At 65.6% G+C, this 23554-nt stretch carries 23 protein-coding genes; 9 read left to right on the forward strand and 14 right to left on the reverse strand.

From position 1 onward, the window contains the following. Positions 1-142: 142 nt before the first annotated feature. From PSK12I2_RS0112550 to PSK12I2_RS0112565, 3 genes are all read right to left on the reverse strand, one after another. Entirely contained in the window at positions 143-895 is a 753-nt protein-coding gene (locus PSK12I2_RS0112550; protein WP_027598678.1) for a TerC family protein, read from the reverse strand. 116 nt (positions 896-1011) lie between these two features. Continuing rightward, positions 1012-2346, reverse strand: coding sequence for a CitMHS family transporter (locus PSK12I2_RS0112555; RefSeq protein ID WP_027598679.1), 1335 nt, complete (start codon positions 2344-2346; stop codon positions 1012-1014). 241 nt (positions 2347-2587) lie between these two features. Continuing rightward, the gene (locus PSK12I2_RS0112565) at positions 2588-3529 is read right to left on the reverse strand and encodes a LysR family transcriptional regulator (protein WP_037007700.1); all 942 of its coding nucleotides are present in this window, start codon (positions 3527-3529) and stop codon (positions 2588-2590) included. Positions 3530-3628: 99 nt separating this feature from the next. On the opposite strand from PSK12I2_RS0112565, the gene PSK12I2_RS0112570 reads away from it, so the two are divergent. Continuing rightward, on the forward strand, positions 3629-4381 hold the full coding sequence (locus PSK12I2_RS0112570) for an SDR family NAD(P)-dependent oxidoreductase (RefSeq protein ID WP_027598682.1): 753 nt from the start codon (positions 3629-3631) through the stop codon (positions 4379-4381). 76 nt (positions 4382-4457) lie between these two features. On the opposite strand, the gene PSK12I2_RS0112575 is transcribed toward PSK12I2_RS0112570, so the two are convergent. Continuing rightward, complete coding sequence (locus tag PSK12I2_RS0112575) at positions 4458-5360, reverse strand: homocysteine S-methyltransferase family protein (RefSeq protein ID WP_027598683.1); 903 nt, start codon at positions 5358-5360, stop codon at positions 4458-4460. A gap of 100 nt (positions 5361-5460) precedes the next feature. Here PSK12I2_RS0112575 and PSK12I2_RS0112580 point away from each other — a divergent pair, with 100 nt between their 5' ends. The 3 genes from PSK12I2_RS0112580 to PSK12I2_RS24870 all read left to right on the forward strand — a co-directional run bounded on the left by PSK12I2_RS0112580 (position 5461) and on the right by PSK12I2_RS24870 (position 7484). Further along, a complete protein-coding gene (locus PSK12I2_RS0112580; protein WP_027598684.1) occupies positions 5461-6282 on the forward strand; it encodes a transporter substrate-binding domain-containing protein in 822 nt (273 codons plus the stop codon). Next, positions 6279-7085 (forward strand): amino acid ABC transporter permease, encoded by an 807-nt coding sequence (locus PSK12I2_RS0112585; RefSeq protein ID WP_027598685.1) that lies wholly within the window; start codon positions 6279-6281, stop codon positions 7083-7085. The genes PSK12I2_RS0112580 and PSK12I2_RS0112585 overlap by 4 nt, the downstream gene beginning before the upstream one ends. Before the next feature lie 123 nt (positions 7086-7208). Next, a complete protein-coding gene (locus tag PSK12I2_RS24870) occupies positions 7209-7484 on the forward strand; it encodes a hypothetical protein (RefSeq protein ID WP_144945470.1) in 276 nt (91 codons plus the stop codon). Positions 7485-7640: 156 nt separating this feature from the next. Here PSK12I2_RS24870 and PSK12I2_RS0112590 read toward each other — a convergent pair whose 3' ends face one another. The 4 genes from PSK12I2_RS0112590 to PSK12I2_RS0112605 all read right to left on the reverse strand — a co-directional run bounded on the left by PSK12I2_RS0112590 (position 7641) and on the right by PSK12I2_RS0112605 (position 13341). Next, a complete protein-coding gene (locus PSK12I2_RS0112590; RefSeq protein ID WP_027598686.1) occupies positions 7641-8474 on the reverse strand; it encodes a hypothetical protein in 834 nt (277 codons plus the stop codon). Between the two features lies 1 nt (position 8475). Next, the gene (locus PSK12I2_RS24875) at positions 8476-10206 is read right to left on the reverse strand and encodes a hypothetical protein (RefSeq protein ID WP_027598687.1); all 1731 of its coding nucleotides are present in this window, start codon (positions 10204-10206) and stop codon (positions 8476-8478) included. Positions 10207-10221: 15 nt separating this feature from the next. Beyond that, positions 10222-11691, reverse strand: a complete 1470-nt coding sequence (locus PSK12I2_RS0112600) for an OmpA family protein (protein WP_051398721.1) — start codon at positions 11689-11691, stop codon at positions 10222-10224. A 231-nt stretch (positions 11692-11922) separates the two neighbouring features. Beyond that, positions 11923-13341 (reverse strand): PLP-dependent aminotransferase family protein, encoded by a 1419-nt coding sequence (locus PSK12I2_RS0112605; RefSeq protein ID WP_027598689.1) that lies wholly within the window; start codon positions 13339-13341, stop codon positions 11923-11925. A 90-nt stretch (positions 13342-13431) separates the two neighbouring features. Here PSK12I2_RS0112605 and PSK12I2_RS0112610 point away from each other — a divergent pair, with 90 nt between their 5' ends. The 5 genes from PSK12I2_RS0112610 to PSK12I2_RS0112630 all read left to right on the forward strand — a co-directional run bounded on the left by PSK12I2_RS0112610 (position 13432) and on the right by PSK12I2_RS0112630 (position 17339). After that, the gene (locus tag PSK12I2_RS0112610) at positions 13432-14064 is read left to right on the forward strand and encodes an FMN-binding negative transcriptional regulator (protein ID WP_027598690.1); all 633 of its coding nucleotides are present in this window, start codon (positions 13432-13434) and stop codon (positions 14062-14064) included. 14 nt (positions 14065-14078) lie between these two features. Next, entirely contained in the window at positions 14079-14528 is a 450-nt protein-coding gene (locus PSK12I2_RS0112615; protein WP_027598691.1) for a GNAT family N-acetyltransferase, read from the forward strand. Next, entirely contained in the window at positions 14525-15190 is a 666-nt protein-coding gene (locus PSK12I2_RS0112620; protein WP_027598692.1) for a GNAT family N-acetyltransferase, read from the forward strand. Before PSK12I2_RS0112615 ends, PSK12I2_RS0112620 begins: the two co-directional genes overlap by 4 nt. 68 nt (positions 15191-15258) lie before the next feature. Continuing rightward, positions 15259-15987 carry a response regulator transcription factor gene (locus PSK12I2_RS0112625; protein ID WP_027598693.1) on the forward strand — a complete coding sequence of 243 codons (729 nt, stop codon included), beginning with the start codon at positions 15259-15261 and terminating at the stop codon, positions 15985-15987. Next, positions 15984-17339: a HAMP domain-containing sensor histidine kinase gene (locus tag PSK12I2_RS0112630; protein WP_027598694.1), complete on the forward strand. Its 1356-nt coding sequence runs from the start codon at positions 15984-15986 to the stop codon at positions 17337-17339. Before PSK12I2_RS0112625 ends, PSK12I2_RS0112630 begins: the two co-directional genes overlap by 4 nt. Before the next feature lie 266 nt (positions 17340-17605). Here PSK12I2_RS0112630 and PSK12I2_RS0112635 read toward each other — a convergent pair whose 3' ends face one another. From PSK12I2_RS0112635 to PSK12I2_RS0112660, 6 genes are all read right to left on the reverse strand, one after another. Then, on the reverse strand, positions 17606-19549 hold the full coding sequence (locus PSK12I2_RS0112635) for a TonB-dependent receptor domain-containing protein (RefSeq protein ID WP_027598695.1): 1944 nt from the start codon (positions 19547-19549) through the stop codon (positions 17606-17608). A 79-nt stretch (positions 19550-19628) separates the two neighbouring features. Then, positions 19629-20063, reverse strand: a complete 435-nt coding sequence (locus PSK12I2_RS0112640; RefSeq protein WP_027598696.1) for a CBS domain-containing protein — start codon at positions 20061-20063, stop codon at positions 19629-19631. A gap of 66 nt (positions 20064-20129) precedes the next feature. After that, entirely contained in the window at positions 20130-20975 is an 846-nt protein-coding gene (locus PSK12I2_RS0112645; protein ID WP_037007702.1) for a metal ABC transporter permease, read from the reverse strand. Next, positions 20975-21829: a metal ABC transporter permease gene (locus PSK12I2_RS0112650; RefSeq protein ID WP_037007704.1), complete on the reverse strand. Its 855-nt coding sequence runs from the start codon at positions 21827-21829 to the stop codon at positions 20975-20977. Before PSK12I2_RS0112650 ends, PSK12I2_RS0112645 begins: the two co-directional genes overlap by 1 nt. Further along, a complete protein-coding gene (locus PSK12I2_RS0112655; protein WP_027598699.1) occupies positions 21829-22590 on the reverse strand; it encodes a metal ABC transporter ATP-binding protein in 762 nt (253 codons plus the stop codon). The genes PSK12I2_RS0112650 and PSK12I2_RS0112655 overlap by 1 nt, the downstream gene beginning before the upstream one ends. Further along, the gene (locus PSK12I2_RS0112660; protein WP_027598700.1) at positions 22587-23480 is read right to left on the reverse strand and encodes a metal ABC transporter substrate-binding protein; all 894 of its coding nucleotides are present in this window, start codon (positions 23478-23480) and stop codon (positions 22587-22589) included. Before PSK12I2_RS0112660 ends, PSK12I2_RS0112655 begins: the two co-directional genes overlap by 4 nt. Between the last annotated feature and the right edge of the window lie 74 nt (positions 23481-23554).

Here is a 23554-nt window from a genome sequence, read left to right on the forward strand (position 1 = left end):
TCCAAGAGCTCCTGGCGAGCTTGTCACAAAATCGTAATGACCGTTCTGCACAGACGCACGAGCCCGAAGGCAGGGCACCTTCGGGCTCGTGGGGACTTGCTGGATTAGGCGGCGGAGAGCCGGGTGGGTTCCGCCGCTGGGCTCAGATCTGCTCTTTGCGCAGCTTGACCGCTTCGCGGGCCTTGGCCTTGCCGCGCAGGCGGATGTTGATGGCTTCCACCGCCAGCGAGAAGGCCATGGCGAAGTAGACGTAGCCCTTGGGCACGTGGACCTCGAAGGCCTCGGCGATGAGCACGGTGCCGACCACGATCAGGAAGGACAGCGCCAGCATCTTCAGACTCGGGTGCTTGTCGATGAAAGTGCTGATGGCGCCGGCCGCCAGCATCATCACCAGCACCGCGACGATGATCGCCGCGACCATGACCGGCACGTGGCTGACCATGCCGACCGCGGTGATCACCGAGTCCAGCGAGAAGACGATGTCGATGATGGCGATCTGGATGATGGTGCCGATGAAGCCGCTGCCCTTCTTCGTGGGCGCGTCTTCGTCCTGCTCTTCCTCGCCTTCCAGGCCGTGGTAGATCTCGGCGCTGCTCTTCCACAGGAGGAACAGGCCACCGAAGAAGAGGATGAGATCACGGCCGGAGATGCCCTGGCCGAAGACGAAGAACAGGTCGGCGGTGAGGCGCATCACCCAGGTGATGGACAGCAGCAGCAGGATGCGGGTGACCATGGCCAGGGCCAGGCCGAAGAACCGGGTCCGCGCCTGCATGTGCTTGGGCATGCGGCTGACCAGGATGGAGATCATGATGATGTTGTCGATGCCGAGGACGATCTCCAGGGCCGTCAGGGTAAAGAAGGCGACCCAGATTTCCGGGTTGGTCAACCAGTCCATTGCAAATCCTCTCGTAGCTAAGGCGCGCTCGGGCGCGCGCTCTAATGGAAAAGGCGCATCGGGCGACGCGCCGTTTTCGAACAGCCGGCAAGGCTAGTCGTAGCTCTGGCAAAACTCTAGCGGCTGTACAGCGGAAACACACCCAGTAACAAAGCGCCGACCAGCAGGAACATGCAGGTCACGGTGGCCCACTTCAGGGTGAAGCGCTGATGGTCGCCGAATTCCACCTTGGCCAGGCCCACCAGCAGGTAGGTCGAGGGCACCAGCGGGCTGAGCAGGTGCACGGGCTGACCGACGATGGAGGCCCGGGCGATCTCCACCGGGCTGATGCCATAGGCCGCGGCGGCCTCGGCCAGCACCGGCAGCACGCCGAAGTAGAAGGCGTCGTTGGAGATGAAGAAGGTGAACGGCAGGCTGACCAGGGCGGTGATCACCGCCATGTACGGGCCCAGGGCGTCCGGGATCACCGCCAGCAGGCCCTTGGACATGGCGTCGACCATGCCGGTACCCGAGAGGATGCCGGTGAAGATGCCCGCGGCGAAGATCAGCGAGACCACCGCCAGGACGTTTTCGGCATGGGCGGCGATGCGCTGCTTCTGCATGTTCAGGCAACGGTAGTTGACGGTCATGGCGATGCCGAAGGCGATCATGAACAGCACCGGCATCGGCAGCACGCCCATGATCAGCGCGGCCATCAGCGCCAGGGTCAGCAGGCCGTTGAACCAGCGCAGGTGCGGGCGGCGGGCCTCGGCGCACTGGGAGACAGTGACGTCGGCGCCTTCGGTCTCGCCGATCTGCAGGATGCCCAGGCGCGCGCGCTCGCTGCGGCCATAGAGGTAGGCCAGGAAGAACAGCCAGGCGATGGCCAGCAGCATGGGCGCGATCATGGGCACGAAGACGTCGGCCGGATCCACGTGCAGGGCACTGGCGGCGCGCGCGGTCGGACCACCCCAGGGGGTCAGGTTCATCACGCCACTGGAGAGCAGCATCAGGCAGGTCATGATCAGCGGATTCATGCCCAGGCGCCGGTACAGCGGGAACATGGCCGCCACGCAGATCATGTAGGTGGTCGAGCCGTCACCGTCCAGGGAGACCACCAGGGTCAGGAAGACGGTGCCCATGGCCACCTTGAGCGGATCGCCCTTGACCAGCTTGAGGATCCAGCGCACCGCCGGATCGAACAGGCCGGTGTCGATCATCACCGCGAAGTAGAGGATCGCGAACAACAGCATCACGCCGGTGGGCGCCAGTTTGCGGATGCCGTCGAGCATCATCGGGCCGAGGGCGTCGAGCTTGACGTGGCCGAGGCTGGCGAATTCGCTGGACAGCGCCCAGGCCAGCACGGCGAAGGCGATCGGCACCATGGTCAGGGCGATCAGCGGAGACAGGCGCTTGGTCATGATCAGGTACATGAAGGTCATGACCATGGCGAAGCCGAGGAAAGTCAGCATGGGAATACCTCTGAATTTTCGCGAAGAGAAGGAAGATCAGCCGCGGCGCAGCGGCGCGGGGAGGGCGAAAATCCAGGGGAGAGGGGCGCGCGGGGACGCCTGGAAGGACAGATACGACATGGCAAGAATCCTGGTTATTTTTGTAGGCACGTCGCCCGCTCACGGGGGCGGGTCTTGAGGGGATCCTAAGAGGTCAACCTTTCGCCAGCCTTGCGTGGTGGCGAGTGGATGTTGCCGGATGTCACGAAGCCGACAGGGACAGGTGCTGTTCGCCTCGCTGCCAGACGGGAGCACTCAGGTGCTCGACGAAGAAATCGAGCAGCACCTGGATCTTGGTGGGTCGGCTGCGCGCCGAGGGGGTCACGAAGTAGAGGCCGCCACGGGTCAGCTGCCAGTCCGGCAGCAGCTGCACCAGCCGGCCATCGGCCAGGTAGTCGGCGGCGATGAAGTCCGGCAACTCGGCGATGGCGAGGCCTTCCAGCAACACCGGCAGCAGGGCTTCGGAATTGGTGACGCGTAGTGGGCCACGCGGTAGCACGCTTGCCTCGCGACCGTCGTCCCCGCTGAAGCGCCACACCTGGCTGCGTGCCCGATAGGCATAGCTCAGGCAGGCATGGTCGGTCAGTTCCTGCGGATGGCTTGGCCAGCCGTGGCGCTCGACATAGGCCGGCGCCGCCACCAGCAGCTGGCTCACCGCGCAGAGCCGCCGGGCGACCAGCGAGGAGTCCGGCAAGGCGGCGATGCGCAGGGCGGCGTCGAAACCCTCCGCCACCAGATCCACGGTGGCATCGGACAGGTGCAGATCCACCGACAGCTGGGGATAGCGGCGCAGCAGCTCGGGCAGCAGCGGCGCCACCCAGCGCAGGCCGAAGGCCATGGGCACCGCCAGCCGCACCTGGCCACGGGGCTGCACGGCGCGGGCCTGGGCGGCGCTTTCGGTCGCCTCCGCCTGGCGATAGAGATCACCGGCCTGCGCGGCCAGCTCGCGGCCGAATTCGGTCAGCGCCAGCTGCCGCGAGGTGCGATTGAACAGCCGCCCGCCAAGGCGTTCCTCCAGGCGCGTCACCGCCCGCGAGACGGTGGCCACCGACACGCCCAGCACCCGCGCCGCGGCGGCGAAGGAGCCCTCTTCGGCGACCTTGGCGAACATCGCCAACCCTTCGAAATCCGGCAATCTGCTCATTTCATTTCTGCAACGATGACTTGCCAATCATTCTATTTTGCAAGGAAGCCAGGGTCGATAGGCTGACTCCACCTGATCACAACCCTCGGAGTTCCCGCCATGACCCTCAAGCTCGCAGACAAGATCGCCCTCGTCACCGGCGCCACCAGCGGCATCGGCCTGGCCGCTGCCAAACTCTTCGCCCAGCAGGGCGCCCACGTCATCCTCACCGGTCGGCGGCAGGCGGAACTGGACGCCGCGGTCGCCCAGGTCGGCAACGCCACCGGCATCGCCGTGGACTCGTCCCGCCTGGACCAGCTCGATGCCCTCTATGAGCGCATCCGCCGCGAGCACGGACGCCTCGATGTGCTCTACGTCAACGCCGGGGGCGGCAGCATGCTGCCCCTCGCCGAGGTGACCGAGGCCCACTACGACGACACCTTCGATCGCAACGTGAAGGGGGTGCTGTTCACCGTGCAGAAGGCTCTGCCGCTGCTGGCGGACCATGCCTCGGTGATCCTCGCCGGCTCCACCGCCGCCAGTACCGGCACCCCGGCCTTCAGCGTTTATGGCGCCTCCAAGGCCGCCGTGCGCGCCTTCGCCCGCAACTGGATCCTGGAGCTGCAGGGCCGCGGCATCCGCATCAACACCCTAAGTCCGGGCGCCACCCGCACCCCGGGCCTGGTGGAGCTGGCCGGTCCGGAGGCCGCTCAGCAGCAGGGTCTGCTGGACCATCTGGCCAGCCAGATCCCCCTGGGTCGCGTCGGTGAGCCCGAGGAGATCGCCAGGGTCGCCCTGTTCCTGGCCTCCAGCGATTCCAGCTTCGTCAACGGCGCCGAACTCTTCGCCGATGGTGGCCAGGCGCAGGTCTGAACGGCGTCTGGCGGCCAGAAAAAAGCGGACAGCGCCCGGGGCGCTGTCCGCTTTTTTTACCAACTGAATGCGGGCGTCAGCCGCGCAATCGCGTGTTGAGTACGGCGATATGCTCCGGGCCGATGCCGCAGCAGCCGCCGATCAGACTCGCACCACGCGCCTGCCAGTCCTGGGCGAAGCTCAGGTAGCCGGGCGGATCCAGGTCCGGACGCAGGGGGTCGAGGCCATCATTGGCGGTGGCCTCTTCCGGCTGGGGCGGGAAGGCGTTGGCATAGGCGCCAAAGGGAATTTCGACACCCGCCGCGGCAAAGGTCGCCCGCGCGGTATCCAGCGCCGCGGCCATCACCTCGGGCTGGCTGCAATTGAACAGCAGGGCACCAGCGCCCAGCTCCACCGCCAGCTGCGCGGCCGCAGCCACCGGCTCGCCGGATCTCAGCCGTGGGGTCTCGTCGACGTCTTCGTCCTTGAGGGTGAAGGACAGCCACAGCGGCTTGCCGTCCCCTGGCAGCCCGGCGGCGATGGCGCGCACCTCGGCCAGGGAGCTCTGGGTTTCCGCCAGCCAGAGATCTACATGGGGCGCCAGGCCGCGGATCAGCGGCTGCAGCACGTCGTCCACCCGCGCTGGCTCGAACAGATCGGGGCGATAGGAGCCGAACAGCGGCGGCAGCGACCCCGCCACCCGCACCGGCTGACCGCTGGCCACCACCGCCTGCCGTGCCAGCTGGCCGGCCCGCGCGGCCAGGGCCTCGCCTTCGGCGGCGAAGCGCGCCTCGCCGATATGGAAGGGCACCACCGCATAGCTGTTGCTGGTGATCACCTGGGCGCCGGCCTCGATATAGGCGCGGTGCACCGCCTCCACCTGCTCCGGCGCCTCGCTCAGGGCCAGGGCCGACCATTCCGGCTGACGGAAGGGCGCGCCGCGGCGCTGTAGCTCGCGGCCCATGCCACCGTCGAGAAGCACAAGATTCATGTTGGCCATATAGCTATTTCACTTTTCCTTATAACCAAAACGGAGTTCAATATCGGTTCTCATATCTCTCTAATACCAGGCCCTCTTACCCTTTGCAAAGGACGCCTCCATGAGAACCGCTCTGCTATCGGCCCTCGGCCTGACCCTGGCGCTGGTCGCCACCTCGGCCTCGGCCGGGGCCACCCTGGACCGCGTCAAGGCCAAGGGCGAGCTGGTCAACGTGCTCATGGAGAGCTATCCGCCCTTCTCCCAGCTCAATGCCCAGAACCAGCTGGAAGGCTTCGACGTGGACGTGGCCAAGGCGGTGGCCGACAAGCTCGGCGTCAAGCTGCGCCTGGAAACCCCTTCCTGGGACGTGATCGCCGCCGGTCGCTGGAGCGGTCGCTACGACGTCTGCATCTGCTCCATGACGCCGAGCCAGGCGCGCGCCCAGGTGTTCGATTTCCCGGTCAACTACTACGCCTCGCCGGCGGTGATCGTGGTCAACGCCGGTGACGACCGCATCCACGGCGCCAAGGACCTCTCTGGCAAGAAGGTCGGCGTCACCAGCGCCTCTTCCTACGAGAGCTACCTGAACAAGGACCTGACCATCGAGGGCCAGGAGGACAAGCCGCTGAGCTATCCCTTCGACGACGTCCAGGTGGTGCCCTTCCCCGACGACAACGTCGCCTTCCAGGACCTCGGCCTGGGCGCCGGCAAGCGCCTGGACGCGGTGCTGACCAACCTGGTGACGGCCCAGCCGCGCCTGGCCCAGGACAGCAAGTTCAAACTGGCCGGCGCGCCGCTCTATGCCGAGCCCAACGCCGTGGCCATCGAGAAGGGTGATCCGGAATTCGCCGCCACGCTGCGCGAGATCATCGAAGGGCTACGCCAGGACGGCACCCTGAAGCGGATCTCCGACAAGTGGATCGGTGCCGACATCAGCCAATGAGTCCGCTACCGCCCCCAGACCAGCGCCGCCCCCTGCTGAGTTTTCGCACCCGTGTCTGGCTGACCTGGCTGGCGCTGCTGGCCGGGGGCGTGGTCTTCGTGCTCGGCTTCGACCTCAAGTTCGCCAGCGTCTGGCCGCGCCTGCCCAACCTGGTGGGTTGGCGCCTGGGCCCCAACGGCTTCCTGCAGGGCGCGGCCCTGACGCTGTTCCTCAGCCTCAGCTCCATCCTGGTGTCGGTGCTGCTGGGCTTCGCCGCGGCCCTGGGCCGGCTGTCGTCCAGCGCCCTGGCCTATGGCGTGGCGACCTTCTACGCCTCCTTCTTTCGCGGCACCCCGCTGCTGATCCAGATCCTGCTGATCTACCTGGGCCTGCCGCAGATCGGCGTGGTGCCCGGCGCCATCAGCGCCGGCATCCTCGCCCTGTCGCTGAACTATGGCGCCTACCTCAGCGAGATCTTTCGCGCCGGCCTGCTCGGCGTCCCCGCCGGTCAGCGCGAGGCGGCCCTGGCCCTGGGCCTGGCGCCGCGGGTGATCTTCTGGCGCGTCACCCTGCCCCAGGCCATGCGCAGCATCATCCCGCCCACCACCAGCCAGTTCATCTCCATGCTCAAGGACTCCTCCCTGGTCTCGGTGATGGGTGTCTGGGAAGTGATGTTCCTCGCCCAGTCCTATGGCCGCTCCAGCTATCGCTATCTGGAAATGCTGACCACCGCGGCGGTGCTCTACTGGCTGATGTCCCTGGCCATGGAGTTCCTGCAGTCGCGCCTGGAGCGGCACTACGGGAAGGCGTATTGGGGGCGTTAGAGTCGCTTGGTCGGGCGGAGGCAAAGGACGATGCCCGATCGACGTCGGCAGCGCGCTTGATAAAGTCTTCTTGCCACCAACTACTGGCTGGTCCTTGCTGTTATGAGCAGAACCGGAGGCCATATGACTGAGACAGAAACCACTACTCAAAAGCTGGCCCGCTTTGAAACGGCGCGCTTTGCACTTGAATCACTGATGACCAACTGTTCTCGGCTGATCTATGCAGAAGAGGCAAAACCAGAGCCGGATCAGGCATGTGTCGATCAGCTGAGGGCCAGGCGGCGCGAATACCGCAGACTTCGTAACGGTCTGGACTTCGACAATCGAAGACAGATCGAGGACGCCATAGCCACCTATGGTCCCCAGGCAAAAGCCGTTATGCAGCAGGCAGAGAGATAGGATCTTGGTGCAAGCGGATCGACTGGACGCTAAACGGGATGAATGCCGACCGAGTTTGCTGAAGCCAGCGTCGAAAAGGCTGCTCTTCAAAGGATCACACCCACTACAGGCGGAGTGATCCTTTGAAATTGCAGTTAAGGCACCAGGATCCAGCGGTTACTTGAGATCGGTGGTCAGCTCTGGCGTACCGAAGCTGACGAGCGTGGCATTGGAACGTTCGAAATAGCCCTGCCAGAAACGTTCGAGACTCTGCAGTACCTTGCCTGAACGATAGGCGCCTTTGGCATCGTCATCGATCAGCCCCGCGCCCATCACATAAACCCGGGCGCCGTGCAGTTGGGCGAACAGCTCCTTCTTCTCTACCTTGGCCAGCTCGGCTGCAGGGTCGATTCCACGAATGCGGTTAGCTTGATAGAAGCTGCCGAAGTCGCTGTTTTCCAGCATGTCGGATACCAGCAGAATGACCTGATCCGCGCTCGGCTCCTGGCCTAGGTCTTCACCAATTTTCTTGAGGCTGGCGAAGATTTCGCTGCGCGATATCTCCTCGTTCGGCTTGCCGAAACTCTCGACGAATTGCTTGCCGAATGTCTTCTGGAAAAAGGCGGCCTGCTGTTGCAGACAGGTATCGAGTTTCTTGAGACTGGCATTGCCGATATGGTTACGCACCTTGCCAACCAACGGTTTTTCCAGGATGCCGGCGAACTGCAACTTCATGTAGTTGTTCTGCAACAGCGCCGAAAATTGATAGAGCTTGATGCTGTCGCCGGGCTGCAGGTATCTCAGGGTGTGCTCCCAGGCACTGCTTTTCAGCGCCTGGGGCATATTGACCGTTTCATCGATGACCACCGTCAACGCTCGCCCCGACGCGGCTGGCTGTTCGCTGGCCAATTGCGCATAGCTGTAGCAGCTCGGCAGGTCGTTACGTTCAGCCGCCATTGCCGCAGGCGCCAATAGCAGACCCGCGATTGCCAGGGTTACGGTCAGACGCATTTCAGGCACCCTCTTTCTTGGCGCGTTTTATCGCCACCTGCACTTTCTGCTTGCTCAGCAGCGCGGCGTTGTCGATACCCAACTCTTCGCCAATAGCGGTCAGTTCTTCGGGCGAATAGACCGTGAGATCGCCCAGATTGGCGATCAAGGCGTTCTGGTCCAAGGCAGCCGTGGGCTCCGGTGCCGATACCGGTGCTGGTACAGATACTGGTGCTGGTGCTGGTGCTGGTGCTGGTGCTGGTGCTGGTGCTGGTGCTGGTGCTGGTGCTGGTGCTTCAACGGTCGCGCTCGACGAGCGCTCAGGAGCTGAGACTTCAGTAATAGCCGCCGCGTTGTTGAGCGCAGCCAATTCACGTTGCAAGGCCTGCTTTTCCCTGGCGGTATCGAGCGCCTTACGCATTTCTTCCAACTCGTTGGCGGCCGCACGCGCTTTTTTCTGCTGCTGATTTTCGCTGTTCTGCCGCTCCTTCTCGTTGGCATAGAGCGCAAAGCTCCGACGCGGACCACGGTCAGCACTACCGCCTAGAGAATGACGATGCTCGATCCGCTCTTGCAGGCTGCTGAGCTTGGCCTCGGCATCTCGGGCGACTCGATCACGCTGACTCTGCTGATAGGCCGCGAATTCACTGGCACTGCTGAAGCCGGAGATATAGCCCGCTGCTTCCCGTGACTGGGTGCCTGCGAACGAACGGAAAACGCCGATCAGGATGCCGATGATCTGCACGCCGATGAAAATGACCGACAGGATGAAGAAGGTGAGTTTGTAGGCGAAGATCCGATCGCCCGCGACCTCACTGGCCGCACGCTGGTCAGCCGCCTGCCCATCGGCAGTGGCTTCGCTGGGCAGTTGGAAAGGCGAGGCGTCTGGCGTGAGCGCCGAACCGCTACCCGAAGCATAGGGCGAACCGTTTACCTGCTGGGTCTCCAGTTCGTTGATGGTGGAGGCTCGGATGAAGTAGGCACCAATGGCCAGCGTCAGGATAAGCGCCGTAGCAATGAGGGTGGTCCACCAGGTCGGGGAGACCGTGGCGTTGTGCTTTACCCGATTGATGATATGCAGGTACTTGGGCTCTTTATCATCGAGACCGGTACGGTCCAGATCGACGTTGGCATCGGCCTGAAGATCCTTGGCATTGTTGTTGCGCCGAGCCTGCCGATGCCATTCGCGAGCCTTGCTGATAAGGCCGTTGCGGTGAATCTCGGCGCCCATGAGGTGGGTAGCAGGAACCAGAATCGTACCGATCAGCAGGGAGATGACGATGGCCGAGAATTCCGCCTGGTTGGCGGAAATGTTGTTGGCAATGAAAGGCGCCAGTACCAGGGCGAAGATGAACGCCTCGAGGATCACTAGAAAGATGCTGCCAATCCACAGTGGCAATCCCGTGGGTTTGCGGCCGCGCTCTTCCACCTTGTTCAGATAGTTTGCGCATTTGTCGTAGAAGGCTGCGTCCTTGTTCACGCGCTCGTAATAGCGATGGTATTTCGCGCACAGTTCGCGCTCAGCCTTGTACCAGGCCGTCCCTCCTTCTTCGCGATCCTGCATGAGATCGCGCTTGGACGCCTTGGCGATGAAGCCTACGACCGGAAAGCTGACGCCCAGATTGAGGAAGAAGTACTTGACCTCCTCCCACCAGCGGATAATTACCACGACCAGCACCAACAGACTGATCAGCGGCCATATCACGTAGCGATAAGCCGCCAGCGCTGTCGTCAACGTCTCGAAAAGTTCCATGTTTCGTCCCCGGAATCAGCCGCGCACAGGCGCGTAAGTCGCTATGTAAGGCTTGGTGCCATTGTCGTAAAACAGGTCGCCGTCGATACTTTTGTCGCCGGTCTTTTTAATTACTACATCAATACAACTTACCGGTGCCTGCTCGGGTTGTTCCAAGAAGACCCGATAGAGAATGGCGTCTTCACCTTCATAGGTATTGGCGACGGCCGTATAGGCATCGCTGGGTCCGCCTTTGTTTTTTTCATAGTTCTGGGTGATGAAGACTTTCGGGTCCTTCACCAGCGCAGCGTTATCACGCAGCACGGCAACCGGCGACAGGGTCACCAGATGGCCATTGACCAAGCCGGCCCAGGCGCGTCCGTTCATGCCTGGCAGGTATTCGCGTGTGGCATGGTCAGATAGCGCAGCGCCGGTGGCGAAGCTTTTGACCTCGCCACTGACGCGCGGGGCGTCCTGCTGACAGCTGCTCATGGGCACCTGGGCGTAGGCAGTGGAGATCAGCGTGAATCCACCGCTTTTCGGACGCAAGGCCTGACCCAGCTTCCAGGCACCGCTGGCAACCGGCTGACCGCCGAAATCGATTTTCGCCACGCTCGGCTTCGTCTGCCGAGGCGCCTCGGCATCAGCCGTCTTGACGGTTTTCGACGAAGCCGTGGCAACAGCCGGTTTTTTACTCTCGGGCTTGGCCACGGACTCCGTGGCGGTGCCATGGGCCAGATACTTGGCGTTGTTCTTTTCCGCGTTGATACGCTTGACCAGCATCGCCTTGTCGTTCAACTCGACGATCTCGACGCGACGGTTCTTGCCACGCTCGAGCGGATCGCTGTTGTCGGCGATGGGGCGTGAGGCGCCGGCACCCTGGAAGTACATGCGATCTCGCGAAATGCCCTGCTCGACCAGAATGCTTGCTACCGCCCGTGCGCGCTGTTCCGACATCGCCTGGTTGATGGCCGGTGTGCCGGTAGCGTCGGTATGGCCAACGATAAGAATGGGTGTGGCTTCCTTGCCAACATAGGCACTGGCAAGCTTGGCGAGCTTGCGGCGACCTTCGTCGTTGAGCTGGGCACTCCCTGTCGGGAACATGCCTTCATCGGCGATCTGAGCCACCAGCCCCGCTTCTTGGGGCGCAGCCGAAGGCGTAGCGGCGGCAGTCTGCAACGTTTCCACCTGAAGCGGGATCTTCTCCTGCTCAGCGATCTGCTTGAGTCGCTCGAGACGATTCTTGTAGGCCAGGGCGGCGCCACAGCCAACCGAGGCGCCGACCACGGCCCCGGCGATCAGCGTCGCACCATCGCCCTTGGCCAGCGCAGCCGCGGCTACGCCTGTAGCGGCGCCGAGGAAACCGCCAGCCAGACAGTTGACGGTACGACTTTGGCCGCTGGAAAAATTATCGACGGTGGCGCAGCCGGTAACGCCCAGGGAAATGGCTACGGCCAGCGCAGCAAGGCGAACTGGCCGGGAAGGAAGCAAAGAAGCCTGACTCACGTAAGTGACTCCTGGTTACTGGAGATAACGGATAACCAGGATGAAACGACCTATGATGTTTCATCCATGAAAACGGCGGGTGCTCTATCTAGCAGGATAGAAGCCTGGATTATATCCCGATATCGGGGATGGCAAGTGAAGCACAAGTAGGTTCAATTGCAATGACAGCCAAACTAGCGTCAGCCTAATAATCTCAAGGCAATATCATAACTAACGTTATTGCCTTCATAACTACTCACTCCAGGCCTCCCGCAGCCTGGCCAGCGCCTCCTTGATCCGCGCCTCCGGCACCGCCGCGAAGCCCAGCACCAATCCGGCGCGGGCGTCGGGCGGGGTCGGGCCCTCGGGCAGCCAGTAGCGCGATAGCGCGTTGAGTTCCACCCCGACCGCGGCCGCCCGCGCTACCAGCTCGGCTTCGCGGGCCAGCTGGGTGACCGGCAGGCACAGATGCAGACCGGCCACTGGCACACCCGGCGGGGCGCAGCCGGCGACCTCTGGCCAGCCGGCCAGCAGGGCATCACGGCGACTGCGCGCGGCCCGACGCATGCGCCGGATATGGCGCTGGAAATGACCCTGCTCGATGAAATCGGCCATGACCGTCTGGGTGGCGCTGTCGAGATGGCGGATGCCGGCCCTTTGCAGCTCCAGCAGCGCCGGCACCAGCGCGGGCGGGGCCACCAGATAGCCCAGGCGCAGGCCGGGAAAGGCGATCTTGGAAAAGGTGCCGACATAGAGCACCCGACCGTGGCGATCCAGCGCGGCCAGGGGCGCCAGCGGCGCACCCTGGTAGCGGTATTCGCCGTCGTAGTCGTCCTCGACGATCCAGGCGTCCGTCTGCCGTGCCCAGTCCAAGAGCGCCAGGCGGCGCGGCAGGGACAGCACGGCGCCGGTGGGATACTGGTGCGAAGGGGTGACATAGACCAGTCGGCAGTCCCGCTGGCCAGCCAGTTGCTCCACCACCAGCCCTGCCGTATCCACCGGGATTCCCTGCAGCCGCGCCCCGCCACTCTGCAAGGCCAGGCCCGCGGCGCGATAGCCGGGATCCTCCATGGCCGCCAGGGCGCTGGGCGCCAGCAGCAGCCGGGCGCAGAGTTCGATGGCCTGCTGGGCGCCGCTGGTGATGAGGATCTGCTCGGGTGCGCAGACCAGGCCCCGCGCCTGGCGCAGATAGGCGCAGAGCAGGCGGCGCAGTCGCGGTTCGCCGCCGGGTTCGCGATAGCCCAGCAGCGCCGGCTCCGGCTGGCGCCAGAAACGCTGCTGCAGCCGCGCCCAGGTGGCGAAGGGAAACAGATCCACCGCCGGCAGGCCGACCCGAAAGGCGCACGGCGCGCCGGGCGGCACGCTGGCCAGGGGCACGGGGGCCGCCCTGGTCGTGACTTCGGGAGCGGCCAGCGCTCGGGTCACGGGCGCGACATAGGTGCCGTCGCCCGGGCGGCTGTCGAGAAAACCCTCGGCCAGCAGCTGCTCGTAGGCGGCGGTCACGGTATTGCGCGAGATCCCCAGCAGCCGCGCCAGTTCGCGACTGGCCGGCAGCCGTACCCCGGCGGCCAGCTCACCGGCCAGGATGCGCTCGCGCAGGCCCTGGTAGAGCTGGCGCGCCAGCCCCTGACCCGGCTCCAGCAACAGCCCCGACGGCTCGAATCCCAGCATGGATTGGCACCCTGAAAGTCATGGAAATTGGCTCTTACAGGGAGCCAAAGGCGACCTTAGCATGGTCGGACATCGCTGGAGTTACTGCCCATGTATCCCAATCCCGCCTTCTGTCTCGACGACCTGCCCAGGCTGCACCAGCACCTGCGCGATCACGCCCTGGCGCTGCTGGTCAGCCAGACCGAGGCCGGTCCGCTGGTGAGTCATCTGCCGCTCTGGCTGGCGCCCGACGAGGGTCCCTATGGCACCCTCTATGGCCATCTGGCACGCAGCAATCCCCAGGCGCAGACACTGGTCGAGGCCCCTGTCGCGCTGGCGGTGTTCCAGGGTCCCCAGGCCTATGTCAGCCCGGCCTTCTATCCCGGCAAGGCCGAACATGGGCGGGTGGTGCCGACCTGGAACTACCAGGCCGTGCATGCCCGCGGCAGCGTCGAGGTGTTCGATGACCCCGAGCGCCTGCTGCAGCTGCTGGAGCGCCTCACCGACCAGCACGAAGCCGGGCGTGCCCGGCCCTGGCAGGTCGCGGATGCGCCCGCGGATTATGTCCAGGGCATGCTGTGCGCCATCCGCGGCCTGCGCCTGCCCCTCGACAGCCTCCAGGGCCTCGCCAAGCTCAGCCAGAATCGCAACGCCGCCGATCGCGAAGGCGTCCGCCAGGGTCTGGCCGCCAGCCCGGTACCCGGCGACCAGGCCCTGGCCGCCCTGATCCCCTCTCCCGCCTGACCCTGGAGCCACCCATGACCATCCGCCCCCTGAGCGAAGCCGATCACGCCGTCTGGCACGACCTCTGGCAGGCCTACCTGGCCTTCTACGAGACCGTCCTGCCGGAAAGCACCTATGCCCGCACCTGGCAACGCCTGCTCGATCCCGCCCAGCCCCTGCATGGCGCCCTGGCCTGGGACGGCGAGCGGCCCCTGGGCCTGGTGCACTTCATCTATCACCCGTCCTGCTGGACCGAGAGCGATTACTGCTACCTGCAGGATCTCTATGTCGCCCAGGACCACCGCGGCGGCGGCCTGGGCCGCGCCCTGATCGAGCACGTCTATGCCCGCGCCGAAGCGGACGGCTGCGACCGGGTGCACTGGCTGACCCAGGAGACCAACTACCCGGGACGCCAGCTCTACGATCGCATCGCAACCCGCTCCGGCTTCATCCAGTACCGTCACCTGCTGGGAGACAGATCATGACCCCGCTCGACTGGACCCCGGCCCATGTGCCCCAGCCCCGCTTGCTGCAGGGTCACCATGTACGCCTGGAACCCCTGGACCCGCCGCGTCATGGCGACGATCTCTGGGAAGCCCTGCACGACCGGGACCCGGCCCTGTGGGACTATCTGCCCTATGGCCCCTTCACCGAGCGGGCCGCCTTCGACAGCTGGCTGGCCGGCCTGGCCCAGGGGCGCGATCCGCTTTTCTATGCGGTAGTGGACCCCCGCGACGGTCGCGCCCTGGGGCAACTCAGCCTGATGAGCATCGTCCCCGAACACGGCAGCATCGAGATCGGCCATGTCGCCTTTGGCGGGCGCCTGCAGCGCACGCCCCTGGCCACCGAAGCCTTTTATCTGCTGATGCAGGAAGCCTTCGCCCTCGGCTATCGGCGCCTGGAGTGGAAGTGCGACAACGCCAATGCCCGCTCGAAACGCGCCGCCGAACGGCTGGGCATGCGCCCTGAGGGGCTGTTCCGCCAGCACCGGGTGGTCAAGGGTCGCAACCGCGACACCGCCTGGTTCAGCCTGCTGGATCACGAGTGGCCCGCCGTGGACGCCGGCTTCCGGCGCTGGCTGGCGGCGGAGAATTTCGATGCCGAAGGACGCCAGCTCAGCACCCTGGCTGTCGCGCCCGGCAAATGAGAAGCAATACCAACGGAGCAGGCAAAGCGTTATCCTAGAGGGGTTGCTACCACCAATCTCCCTTTGCCGTGACCGCCATCCACGTCCTACTCGTCGACGACCACCGCAAGCTGCGTGAGCCCCTGGCGATCTACCTGCGTCGCCAGGGGCTCGAAGCCACCACCGCAGCCGATGCCACGCGGATGAAGGCGCTGCTCGCGCAGCAGCGCTTCGATGTCATCGTCCTCGACGTGATGCTGCCGGATGGCGACGGCTTCAGTCTCTGCCGTGAACTGCGCCAGCGCGACACGACGCCGATCATCCTGCTCACCGCCCGGGGCGAGGTGGATGACCGGGTGCTTGGCCTGGAACAGGGCGCCGACGACTACCTGACCAAGCCCTTCGAACCGCGCGAACTGGTGGCACGGATTCGCACCCTGCATCGTCGCTACCAGGCGACCGCTCCGACGTCTCCGAGCGAGCCTGTACCGGCGGCGATCTATCGTTTCGCGGGCTGGCACTACGCCGCCGTCAGTCAGCGCCTGCACTACCCGGACGGCAGCACCCGCCGCCTGGGTCAGGCGGAGGCGCGCCTGCTGCTGGCCTTCCTGTGTCAGCCCCAGACCGTGCTGCATCGTGATCTATTGCTGCACCAGGTACAGCCGCCCGATCGCGCGCTGGAAGACCGCAGCCTGGATCGCCAGGTCAGTCGCCTGCGCCTGCGGTTGGCCGATCCGGCAGGCGAATCGCCGCTGCGGACCGTCTGGGGCCGCGGCTATCTGCTGGACTGCCCGGTGGAGGCCCTGGACGGCCCATGATCGCGCCCTGGCGTAGCTGGCTGCAGGGCATCACCCCCCGCCTCTGCCTGCTGTTCTGCGCGGCCTTGCTGCTGGCGCACGCGGCCGCGGCGCTGGTCCTGCACCAGACCGGCGCGCTGGTCCATCCGTTGTCCTATGGCCAGGCCTTGGAGCGCCTGGCGGTGGCCCGGACTGCGGTCGAGCGCCTGCCGACGGCGCAGGCGCAAGCCCTGCTGCGGGTGCTGGCCGAGTCACCGGCACAGGTCTGGATAGCCACGACGCCGGAGGTGGCGCCCTTCCCCATGCTCGCGGAAGAACGCCGCCTGACCCGGGATCTGGCGCGGCGCCTTGGACAGGCCGAAGAGGGTCTGGTGATGCAGCTGGAAGGCCTCGCCGGCGACGCCGCCCGCGCCTCGCCGCTGACCCCGGCCGGCTGGGCACCCCTGCGCTTGCGCAGCAGCGTGCGCCTTTCGGACGGTCGCTGGCTCAATGCCGTGCAGTATCCGGCACGCAGCGACGGCTGGCTGACCGCCCTGGGCTGGTCGCTGCTGCTGGGCGCTCTGCCGGTGCTGCTGCTGGCCTGGCTGCTGATCGGCCAACTGGTACGGCCGCTCCAACGGCTCACCCGCGCCGCGGAGGGACTCAGCCGGGGCGAGCGCAGTCGCCTGGAGGTCCGTCAGGGCCCACGCGAGGCCAGGGAACTGGCCGCGGCCTTCGAGCTGATGCAGGAACGGCTGCTGCGCCACCTGGATGATCGGGTGCGCATGCTGGCCGCCATCAGCCACGACTTCAACACTCCACTGGCTGCGCTGCGGGTGCAATTGGCCCTGCTGGAGCCTTCGATCGAGCGCGACGACATGGAAGAAAGCCTGGCCGAACTGGACGCCATGGTGCAGGAAACCCTCGACTTCATCCGTGGCGAGCGCCGGACCGAAAGCCACCAGGATGTCGACCTCGTTGCCCTGCTGCAGGCATTGCAGGATCGCTATCAGGCATTGGGCCAGACGGTATCCTGGTCAGGTACTGGCGCGGCACCGCTCCGCGGCCGTCCATTGGCCCTCAAGCGCGCCCTGGGCAATCTGCTCGACAACGCCCTGCAGCACGGTAGCAGCGCCACACTGGAGCTGTCGTGCCCCGCGCCACAGCTGCTCCGCCTGGACATCCTCGACGACGGACCCGGCCTGCCGGAAAACCAGCTGGAACGGGTCTTCGAACCCTTCTACCGGCCTCCGGGCCAGGACAGCGCTCGTGGCCTCGGTCTCGGCCTGGCCATCGCCCGGGCCTGTATCCTCGCCCACGGCGGCGAGCTGCAGCTGCGCAATCGCCCGCAAGGCGGCCTCTGCGCCCGGATCCTGCTGCCGTCGACCTCCTAGCAGCCAGATATCCCGTAGGAGCGGCCCATGGCCGCGATCGTCCAAATAAAAGACCTTGTCGCGCCAGAACAATGGCTCCCAAGGTAGCGCCACCTTGATCGATCAGGATCTGGCTGATGCTGGAGATGACCGCCTGCTCGAATAGCGCCCTCTCCCTCCGGGGCGCGCCTCACAGCGAAGTCCCAAGTGGAAAAGGCTCCGCCGTTTTCCACGCTACGGTTCCAGCACCAGCGCAGTGGAGTTTCCACGTGGAGCATCTGGCTCCCTTAGAAGCTCAGAGTCGCACTCACCCAGAGATGCCGGCCGTAGTTCACCGTGCCATAGGTCTCGTCGTCCAGGCGCCGATCGTTCAGGTTGCGGATAGCGGCATTGAAGCTCAGGTTGCGCGTCGCCACGAAGCCGCCGCCCACGTCCCAGGTGGTATAGGCCGGCGCCGCTTCGCCGGTCAGGGTGGCGTCGTATTCCTCACCGTAGTAATCCAGCGCCGTCCACAGATTGAGCCGGTCCGACAGGGTCCAGTCCAGGCGGACGTTGGCCTTGCGCTCCGGGGTCAGGGCCAGGGGCGCACCCTGGTTGGGACCGCTGCGCTGCTCCGAATCGAGATAGGTGAAGTTGCCACCCAGCCGCAGGACCTCGGTGATGTCCCAGCCACCGCTGAGCTCCACGCCGCGGATCACCGCCTCGTCGACGTTGATGCGGTCCATGCGGATGTAGCCATTCCAGCGCTCGGTGGTGGTGACCGTGGACAGCTTGTCCTGAAAGTCATTGTAGAACAGCGTCGCCGCCGCTTCCAGATTGCGCCGGTTGGACCAGAGCGCCGCCACCTCGTAGTTGGTACTGGTCTCCGGCTTGAGATCCGGATTGCCGAGCATGACGAAGCGGTTGCGCCGCAGATAGGCGTAACCCGGCGCCACGGCGCGAATTTCCGGCGCCTTGAAGCCGCGTGAGACGCCGCCCTTGAAGGTCCACTCGGGAGTGGCATGCCAGACCCCGTAGAGCCGCGGACTCCAGTGATTGCCGTACAGCTCGTGGTGATCCAGGCGCAGTCCGCCGGTGAGCGCGAAGCTGTCGGTAATGGCCCACTCGTCCTCGGCGAACAGCGCCTGCTGGGTCACCGCAAAGGAATACTGGCGGCGATCGTTCAGCCCCTGGTTCCAATCCTGCACCTCGCCACGGTTGTATTGCAGACCGGTGGTGAGCAGGTGGTCGTCCAGGGGCGTCACCAGCTTGGCATCGAACACGGTGTTCTCGACCTGCGGCTTGCGCCCATAGACATCGGTCTGCTCCGGCTTGGCAAGGCCTTCACGAGAGGTCTCCTCATGCAGCAGCGACACGTCCGAGCGCAGCCCGCCGGTCCAGTGGCCGGTATGACTCAGCGACCAGTGATCGCGGTCGTTGTCCTGCTGGCGAGTCGCCCAGTTGTCGCTCAGGCCGTCGCCGTTGCGCAGGCGCGTCTGCCCGGCTTCCAGCAGGAATTCTTGGTTCTCGGTCGGGGTGAAGACCAGGCGCCCGGTCAGATCGCGATGACGCGCCTTGCTGAAGCCCTGGGTCCGCTCGATGTCGTCGTCGGCCTGGCGATCCAGGTAGCGGCCCCAGAGCTGCAGACCGAGCAGGTCGGTGTGCAGCGGTCCGCTCAGAAAGAATTGGCCCTGGCGCGAATTGCCCTGGTCGCGGTGCTGCTGGGCGATGTAGTCGGTGGTCAGGGAGCCGTGCCAGGTGGCGGCGTTCTTCTTGGTGATGATGTTGATCACCCCGCCGATGGCGTCGGAGCCATACAGCGAGGACATAGGCCCGCGTACCACCTCGATCCGCTCGATGGCCGCCGCCGGCGGAATGAAGCTCTGCTCGTAGCCGCGATTGCCGTTGACCCGCGACTCCCGCGCGCTCTGCCGCTTACCGTCCACCAGGATCAGGGTGTAGTCCCCCGGCATGCCCCGGATGGAGATATCGGTTTCATTGGCCGCACCGTTGACCACCACGCCCTCGACGTCGCGCAGGGCGTCGCCCAGATCGCGGATCGGGCGCTTGCGCAGGGTCTCGGCGTCGATCACGGTGACTGAAGCGGGTGCGTCCTCCAGACGCTGTTCGAAGCCGGCGGCGGTGACCACCGTGGTGTCGAGATCGGTGATCTCTTCGGCTTGGACCGCCAGGCTGGCGGCGGCCAGGCCGAGCGCCAGCGGCGTAGCGATGAAACGTTGCAACCTGGCCATGAGCCATGCCCTCCGATGAAAGGGCATGGATGGTAATGATTGACGTTACGGAAATTGGGACAGGTTGAGACAGCGGCATTCACTCGCCGCGGATATAGCCTTCCAGATGGCGGATCAGCTCCGCCTGCTGGACGGTGGTCGCCTTGACCAGGTCGCCGATGGACAGCAGCCCGATCAGCTTGCCGTTGCCCATCACCGGCAGGTGACGCAGGTGGTGGTCGGTCATCATCTGCATGCAGTCGCCCACGGTCTGCTGCGGCAGCACGATGATGACCGCCTCGGTCATGATCTCGCTGACCGGGGTCGCATAGGAGGCGCGCCCCTGTAGGGCCACCTTGCGCGCATAGTCGCGCTCGCTGACGATGCCCACCAGTTCGCCGTCGCGCATCACCGGCAGCGCCCCGACGTTCTTTTCCGCCATCAGGCGCAGGGCGTCGAGCACCCAGGCGTCGGGGGCGATGGTGTAGACGTCCTGCTGGGTCTTCAGGGCAAGCAACTGGGCGACGGTTTTCATTGTGGTTCTCCTGAGGTGAGGCGAGCGTGACCGGAGGTGTCTGGCAGGGCCGGTCAGTCGATTACATCAGGCCACCTGAACGCCCTTGTCGCCCGAACGACGTCGATCCCGCCACAGGCGCCATGCCAGGGCCAGCAGGAAACCGGCCGTCAGCAGCATCACCAGGGTGGGCGCCGGGGCGCTGTCCCAGACCAGGCTCAGCAGCACCCCGCCCAGGGCCGCCATCACGGCCAGGGTGGTGGCCAGCAGCAGCATCCAGCCAAAGGAACGGGTCAGCAGAAAGGCCGTGGCACCGGGGGCGATCAGCAGCGCCACCACCGGCACCATGCCCACCGCCTGCAGGGCGCCGACCACGGTCAGGGCGATCAGGCCGAGCAGGCCGTAGTGCAGCAGCCCTACCCGTAGGCCCAGGGCCCGGGCCTGGGCCGCGTCGAAGGCCAGCACCAGCAGGTCGCGCCAGCGACAGGCCAGCGCCAGCACCACCAGGCCGGTGATCACTGCCATCTGCCAGAAGGCCGCCGGGGACACCCCCAGCAGGTCGCCGAGCAGGATGTGGTCCAGGTGCAGCTCGGTGGGCAGCCTGGCGTGCAACACCAGGCCCAGGCCGAACATGCCGGAAAAGACCACGCCCATCAGGGTGTCCTGCTTTACCCGGCTGTGGCGCTTGAGATAGCCGGTGGCCAGGGCGCAACCCAACCCCGCGATGAAGGCGCCCGCCACCAGCGGCGCGCCCAGCGCCGAGGCCAGCACCAGGCCGGGAAACACCGCGTGGGCGATGGCATCGCCCAGCAGCGCCCAGCCCTTGAGCACCAGGAAACAGGACAGCAGCGCCGTGGGCACCGCCACCAGCACGGCCATCAGCAATGCCTGGCGCAGGAAGTCGACTTCGAGGGTCAGCAGCAGCCAGTCCATCAGCCCGCCTCCGCCGTCTGCCGCGCCCGGCGCCGGTTGGCCAGCAGGCCGTGACGCGGCGCCAGGACGAAGGCCAGCAGAAAGATCAGGGTCTGCAAGACCACCACGCAGCCCCCGGTGGCGCCGTCGAGGAAGTAGCTGAGATAGGTGCCCAACAGCCCGCTGCCAACGCCGATGGCGACGCTGATCAGCACCACCCGCGAGAAGCGATCACTGAGCAGATAGGCCGTCGCCCCCGGCGTCACCACCAGGGCGATGACCAGGAAGGCGCCCACCGTCTGCATCGCCGTCACGGTGCTCAGCGCCAGCAGGGTAAAGAACAGCAGCCGGTACAGGGTGGGATTGAGACCGCAGGCGCGCGCCTGGCCCTCGTCGAAGAATACCAGCAGCAGGTCGCGCCACTTGAGCAGCAGCACCAGCAGCGAGACGGCGGCGATAGTCAGCAACTGGCGACTGGCCTCGGGGGTGATGGCCAGGATGTTGCCGAAGACGATGGTCTGGATGTCCACCGCGACCGGCGCCAGCGAGACCAGGAACAGCCCGCCACCAAAGAAGGCGCTGAAGATCAGGCCGATGATGACGTCTTCCTTGAGTCGGGTGTAGTGCCGCAGCCCGAGCATGGCGCCAGCCGCCGCGCCGCCGGCGAGAAAGGCGCCTAGGGCCAGCGGCAGCCCCAGCAGATAGGCGCCGGCCACGCCGGGCACCACGGCATGGGACAGGGCATCGCCGATCAGCGACCAGCCCTTGAGCATCAGGTAGGCGGAAAGAAAGGCGCACAGCCCGCCCACCAGCGCCGCCGCACCCAGGGCATTTCTCATGTAGCCGTAGGCCAGGGGTTCCAGCAGCCCTTCCATCAGGCACGCTCCCGCCGCCGCGGCTCCGCCTGGCCAGCCTCGAACAGCCGCAGGGCGCCGCCAAAGGTGCGTTCCAGATTCTCCCGGGTAAAGACCTCGGCCGTCGGCCCCTGGGCCAGCACGGTGCGATCGAGCAACACGGTGCGGTCGCAGAAGCGTTCGATGCTGGCCAGATCGTGGGTCGACACCAGCATGGAGCGACCTTCGGCGCGCAGCGCCTGGAGCAATTCGATGATGGCGCGCTCGGAGGTGGCGTCCACCCCGGTGAAGGGTTCGTCCAGGAGGATCACCCGGCTGTCCTGGGCCAGGGCGCGGGCGAGAAAGACGCGCTTCTTCTGGCCGCCGGAGAGTTCGCCGATCTGCCGCTTGCGCAACGCGGTCAGCCCCACCCGGGCCAGGGCGGCGTCCACCGCCTGGTGATCGGCGGCGCGGGCCAGGCGCAGGAAATTCATCCGCCCATAGCGGCCCATGAGCACCACGTCCTCCACCCGCACCGGAAAGTCCCAGTCCACGTCTTCGCTCTGGGGGACGTAGGCGACGAGGTTGCGCTTGAGCGCCCGGGCCACCGGCAGGTCATCGACCCTTACCTGGCCGGAACGGACCGGCACGAAGCCCATGATCGCCTTGAACAGCGTCGACTTGCCGCTGCCATTGACGCCCACCAGGGCGGTGATGGAGCCGCCGGGTACCACCAGACTGGCGTCGCGCAGGGCGGTATGGCCATTGCGATAGGTCACGCTGACCCCCTCGAGCGCGATCATGGCGCCAGCCCCTTCACCAGGGTTTCGGTGGTGACCCGCAGCAGATCGAGATAGGTGGGCACCGGTCCGTCGGCGGCGCTCAGGGAGTCGACATAGAGCACCCCGCCGTAGCGAGCGCCGCTCTCCCGTGCCACCTGCTCGGCCGGTGCGGCGGAAACCGTGCTTTCGCTGAACACCGCCGGAATCCGCTCGGCGCGCACCGTCTCGATCACCCGGCGGACCTGCTGCGGCGTGCCCTGGGCGTCGGCGTTGATCGGCCAGAGATAGAGCTCCCTGAGCCCCAGGTCGCGCGCCAGGTAGCTGAAGGCGCCCTCGCTGGACACCAGCCAGCGCCGCTGTTCGGGAATCGCCTGCAGCTGCTGGCGCAGGGGTTCGAGGGTGGCGGTGATGCGCGCCTTGTAGGCTTCGGCGTTGCGACGATAGGTCTCGGCCTGGGCCGGGTCGTGCTGCACCAGGGCATCGCGGATGTTGTCGACGTAGATCAGCGCTGCCTGGGGTGACATCCAGGCATGGGGATTGGGCTTGCCGGCATAGGGGCCCTGGGCGATGGCGATGGGCGCGACGCCCTGGGAAACCACCGCGCTGGGCACGTCCTTCATGCGGCTGAAGAAGCGCTCGAACCAGAGCTCCAGATTGAGGCCGTTCCACAGCACCAGCTGCGCATCGCGCGTCTTCAGCAGATCGCCCGGAGTGGGCTGGTAGTTGTGGATCTCGGCGCCGGGCTTGGTGATGGATTCCACCCGCGCGGCGTCGCCCGCCACATTACGCGCCATGTCGGCGATCACCGTGAAGGTGGTGACCACCTTGAACGGCTCCGCCGCCTGAGCGACGTTGCCCAGCAGCAATCCCAGCAGACCCGCCAGGGTCCAGCGTCTCGTCTTCTCCAGCATTCGGCCCGCCTCTCGGTGGTTATAGCCTTGGCTAAATTAGATAGCACAACCTATCAGAGGTGCAGGAAGACTTT

The organism is Pseudomonas sp. MOIL14HWK12:I2 (assembly GCF_000510745.1).
Taxonomy (GTDB): Bacteria; Pseudomonadota; Gammaproteobacteria; order Pseudomonadales; family Pseudomonadaceae; genus Chryseomonas; species Chryseomonas oryzihabitans.

Coding starts and splice junctions, on each gene's coding strand:
- PSK12I2_RS0112550 (WP_027598678.1), bottom strand. CDS start 895: ATGGACTGGTTGACCAACCCGGAAATCTGGGTCGCCTTCTTTACCCTG.
- PSK12I2_RS0112555 (WP_027598679.1), bottom strand. CDS start 2,346: ATGCTGACTTTCCTCGGCTTCGCCATGGTCATGACCTTCATGTACCTG.
- PSK12I2_RS0112565 (WP_037007700.1), bottom strand. CDS start 3,529: ATGAGCAGATTGCCGGATTTCGAAGGGTTGGCGATGTTCGCCAAGGTC.
- PSK12I2_RS0112570 (WP_027598682.1), top strand. CDS start 3,629: ATGACCCTCAAGCTCGCAGACAAGATCGCCCTCGTCACCGGCGCCACC.
- PSK12I2_RS0112575 (WP_027598683.1), bottom strand. CDS start 5,360: ATGGCCAACATGAATCTTGTGCTTCTCGACGGTGGCATGGGCCGCGAG.
- PSK12I2_RS0112580 (WP_027598684.1), top strand. CDS start 5,461: ATGAGAACCGCTCTGCTATCGGCCCTCGGCCTGACCCTGGCGCTGGTC.
- PSK12I2_RS0112585 (WP_027598685.1), top strand. CDS start 6,279: ATGAGTCCGCTACCGCCCCCAGACCAGCGCCGCCCCCTGCTGAGTTTT.
- PSK12I2_RS24870 (WP_144945470.1), top strand. CDS start 7,209: ATGACTGAGACAGAAACCACTACTCAAAAGCTGGCCCGCTTTGAAACG.
- PSK12I2_RS0112590 (WP_027598686.1), bottom strand. CDS start 8,474: ATGCGTCTGACCGTAACCCTGGCAATCGCGGGTCTGCTATTGGCGCCT.
- PSK12I2_RS24875 (WP_027598687.1), bottom strand. CDS start 10,206: ATGGAACTTTTCGAGACGTTGACGACAGCGCTGGCGGCTTATCGCTAC.
- PSK12I2_RS0112605 (WP_027598689.1), bottom strand. CDS start 13,341: ATGCTGGGATTCGAGCCGTCGGGGCTGTTGCTGGAGCCGGGTCAGGGG.
- PSK12I2_RS0112610 (WP_027598690.1), top strand. CDS start 13,432: ATGTATCCCAATCCCGCCTTCTGTCTCGACGACCTGCCCAGGCTGCAC.
- PSK12I2_RS0112615 (WP_027598691.1), top strand. CDS start 14,079: ATGACCATCCGCCCCCTGAGCGAAGCCGATCACGCCGTCTGGCACGAC.
- PSK12I2_RS0112620 (WP_027598692.1), top strand. CDS start 14,525: ATGACCCCGCTCGACTGGACCCCGGCCCATGTGCCCCAGCCCCGCTTG.
- PSK12I2_RS0112630 (WP_027598694.1), top strand. CDS start 15,984: ATGATCGCGCCCTGGCGTAGCTGGCTGCAGGGCATCACCCCCCGCCTC.
- PSK12I2_RS0112635 (WP_027598695.1), bottom strand. CDS start 19,549: ATGGCCAGGTTGCAACGTTTCATCGCTACGCCGCTGGCGCTCGGCCTG.
- PSK12I2_RS0112640 (WP_027598696.1), bottom strand. CDS start 20,063: ATGAAAACCGTCGCCCAGTTGCTTGCCCTGAAGACCCAGCAGGACGTC.
- PSK12I2_RS0112645 (WP_037007702.1), bottom strand. CDS start 20,975: ATGGACTGGCTGCTGCTGACCCTCGAAGTCGACTTCCTGCGCCAGGCA.
- PSK12I2_RS0112650 (WP_037007704.1), bottom strand. CDS start 21,829: ATGGAAGGGCTGCTGGAACCCCTGGCCTACGGCTACATGAGAAATGCC.
- PSK12I2_RS0112655 (WP_027598699.1), bottom strand. CDS start 22,590: ATGATCGCGCTCGAGGGGGTCAGCGTGACCTATCGCAATGGCCATACC.
- PSK12I2_RS0112660 (WP_027598700.1), bottom strand. CDS start 23,480: ATGCTGGAGAAGACGAGACGCTGGACCCTGGCGGGTCTGCTGGGATTG.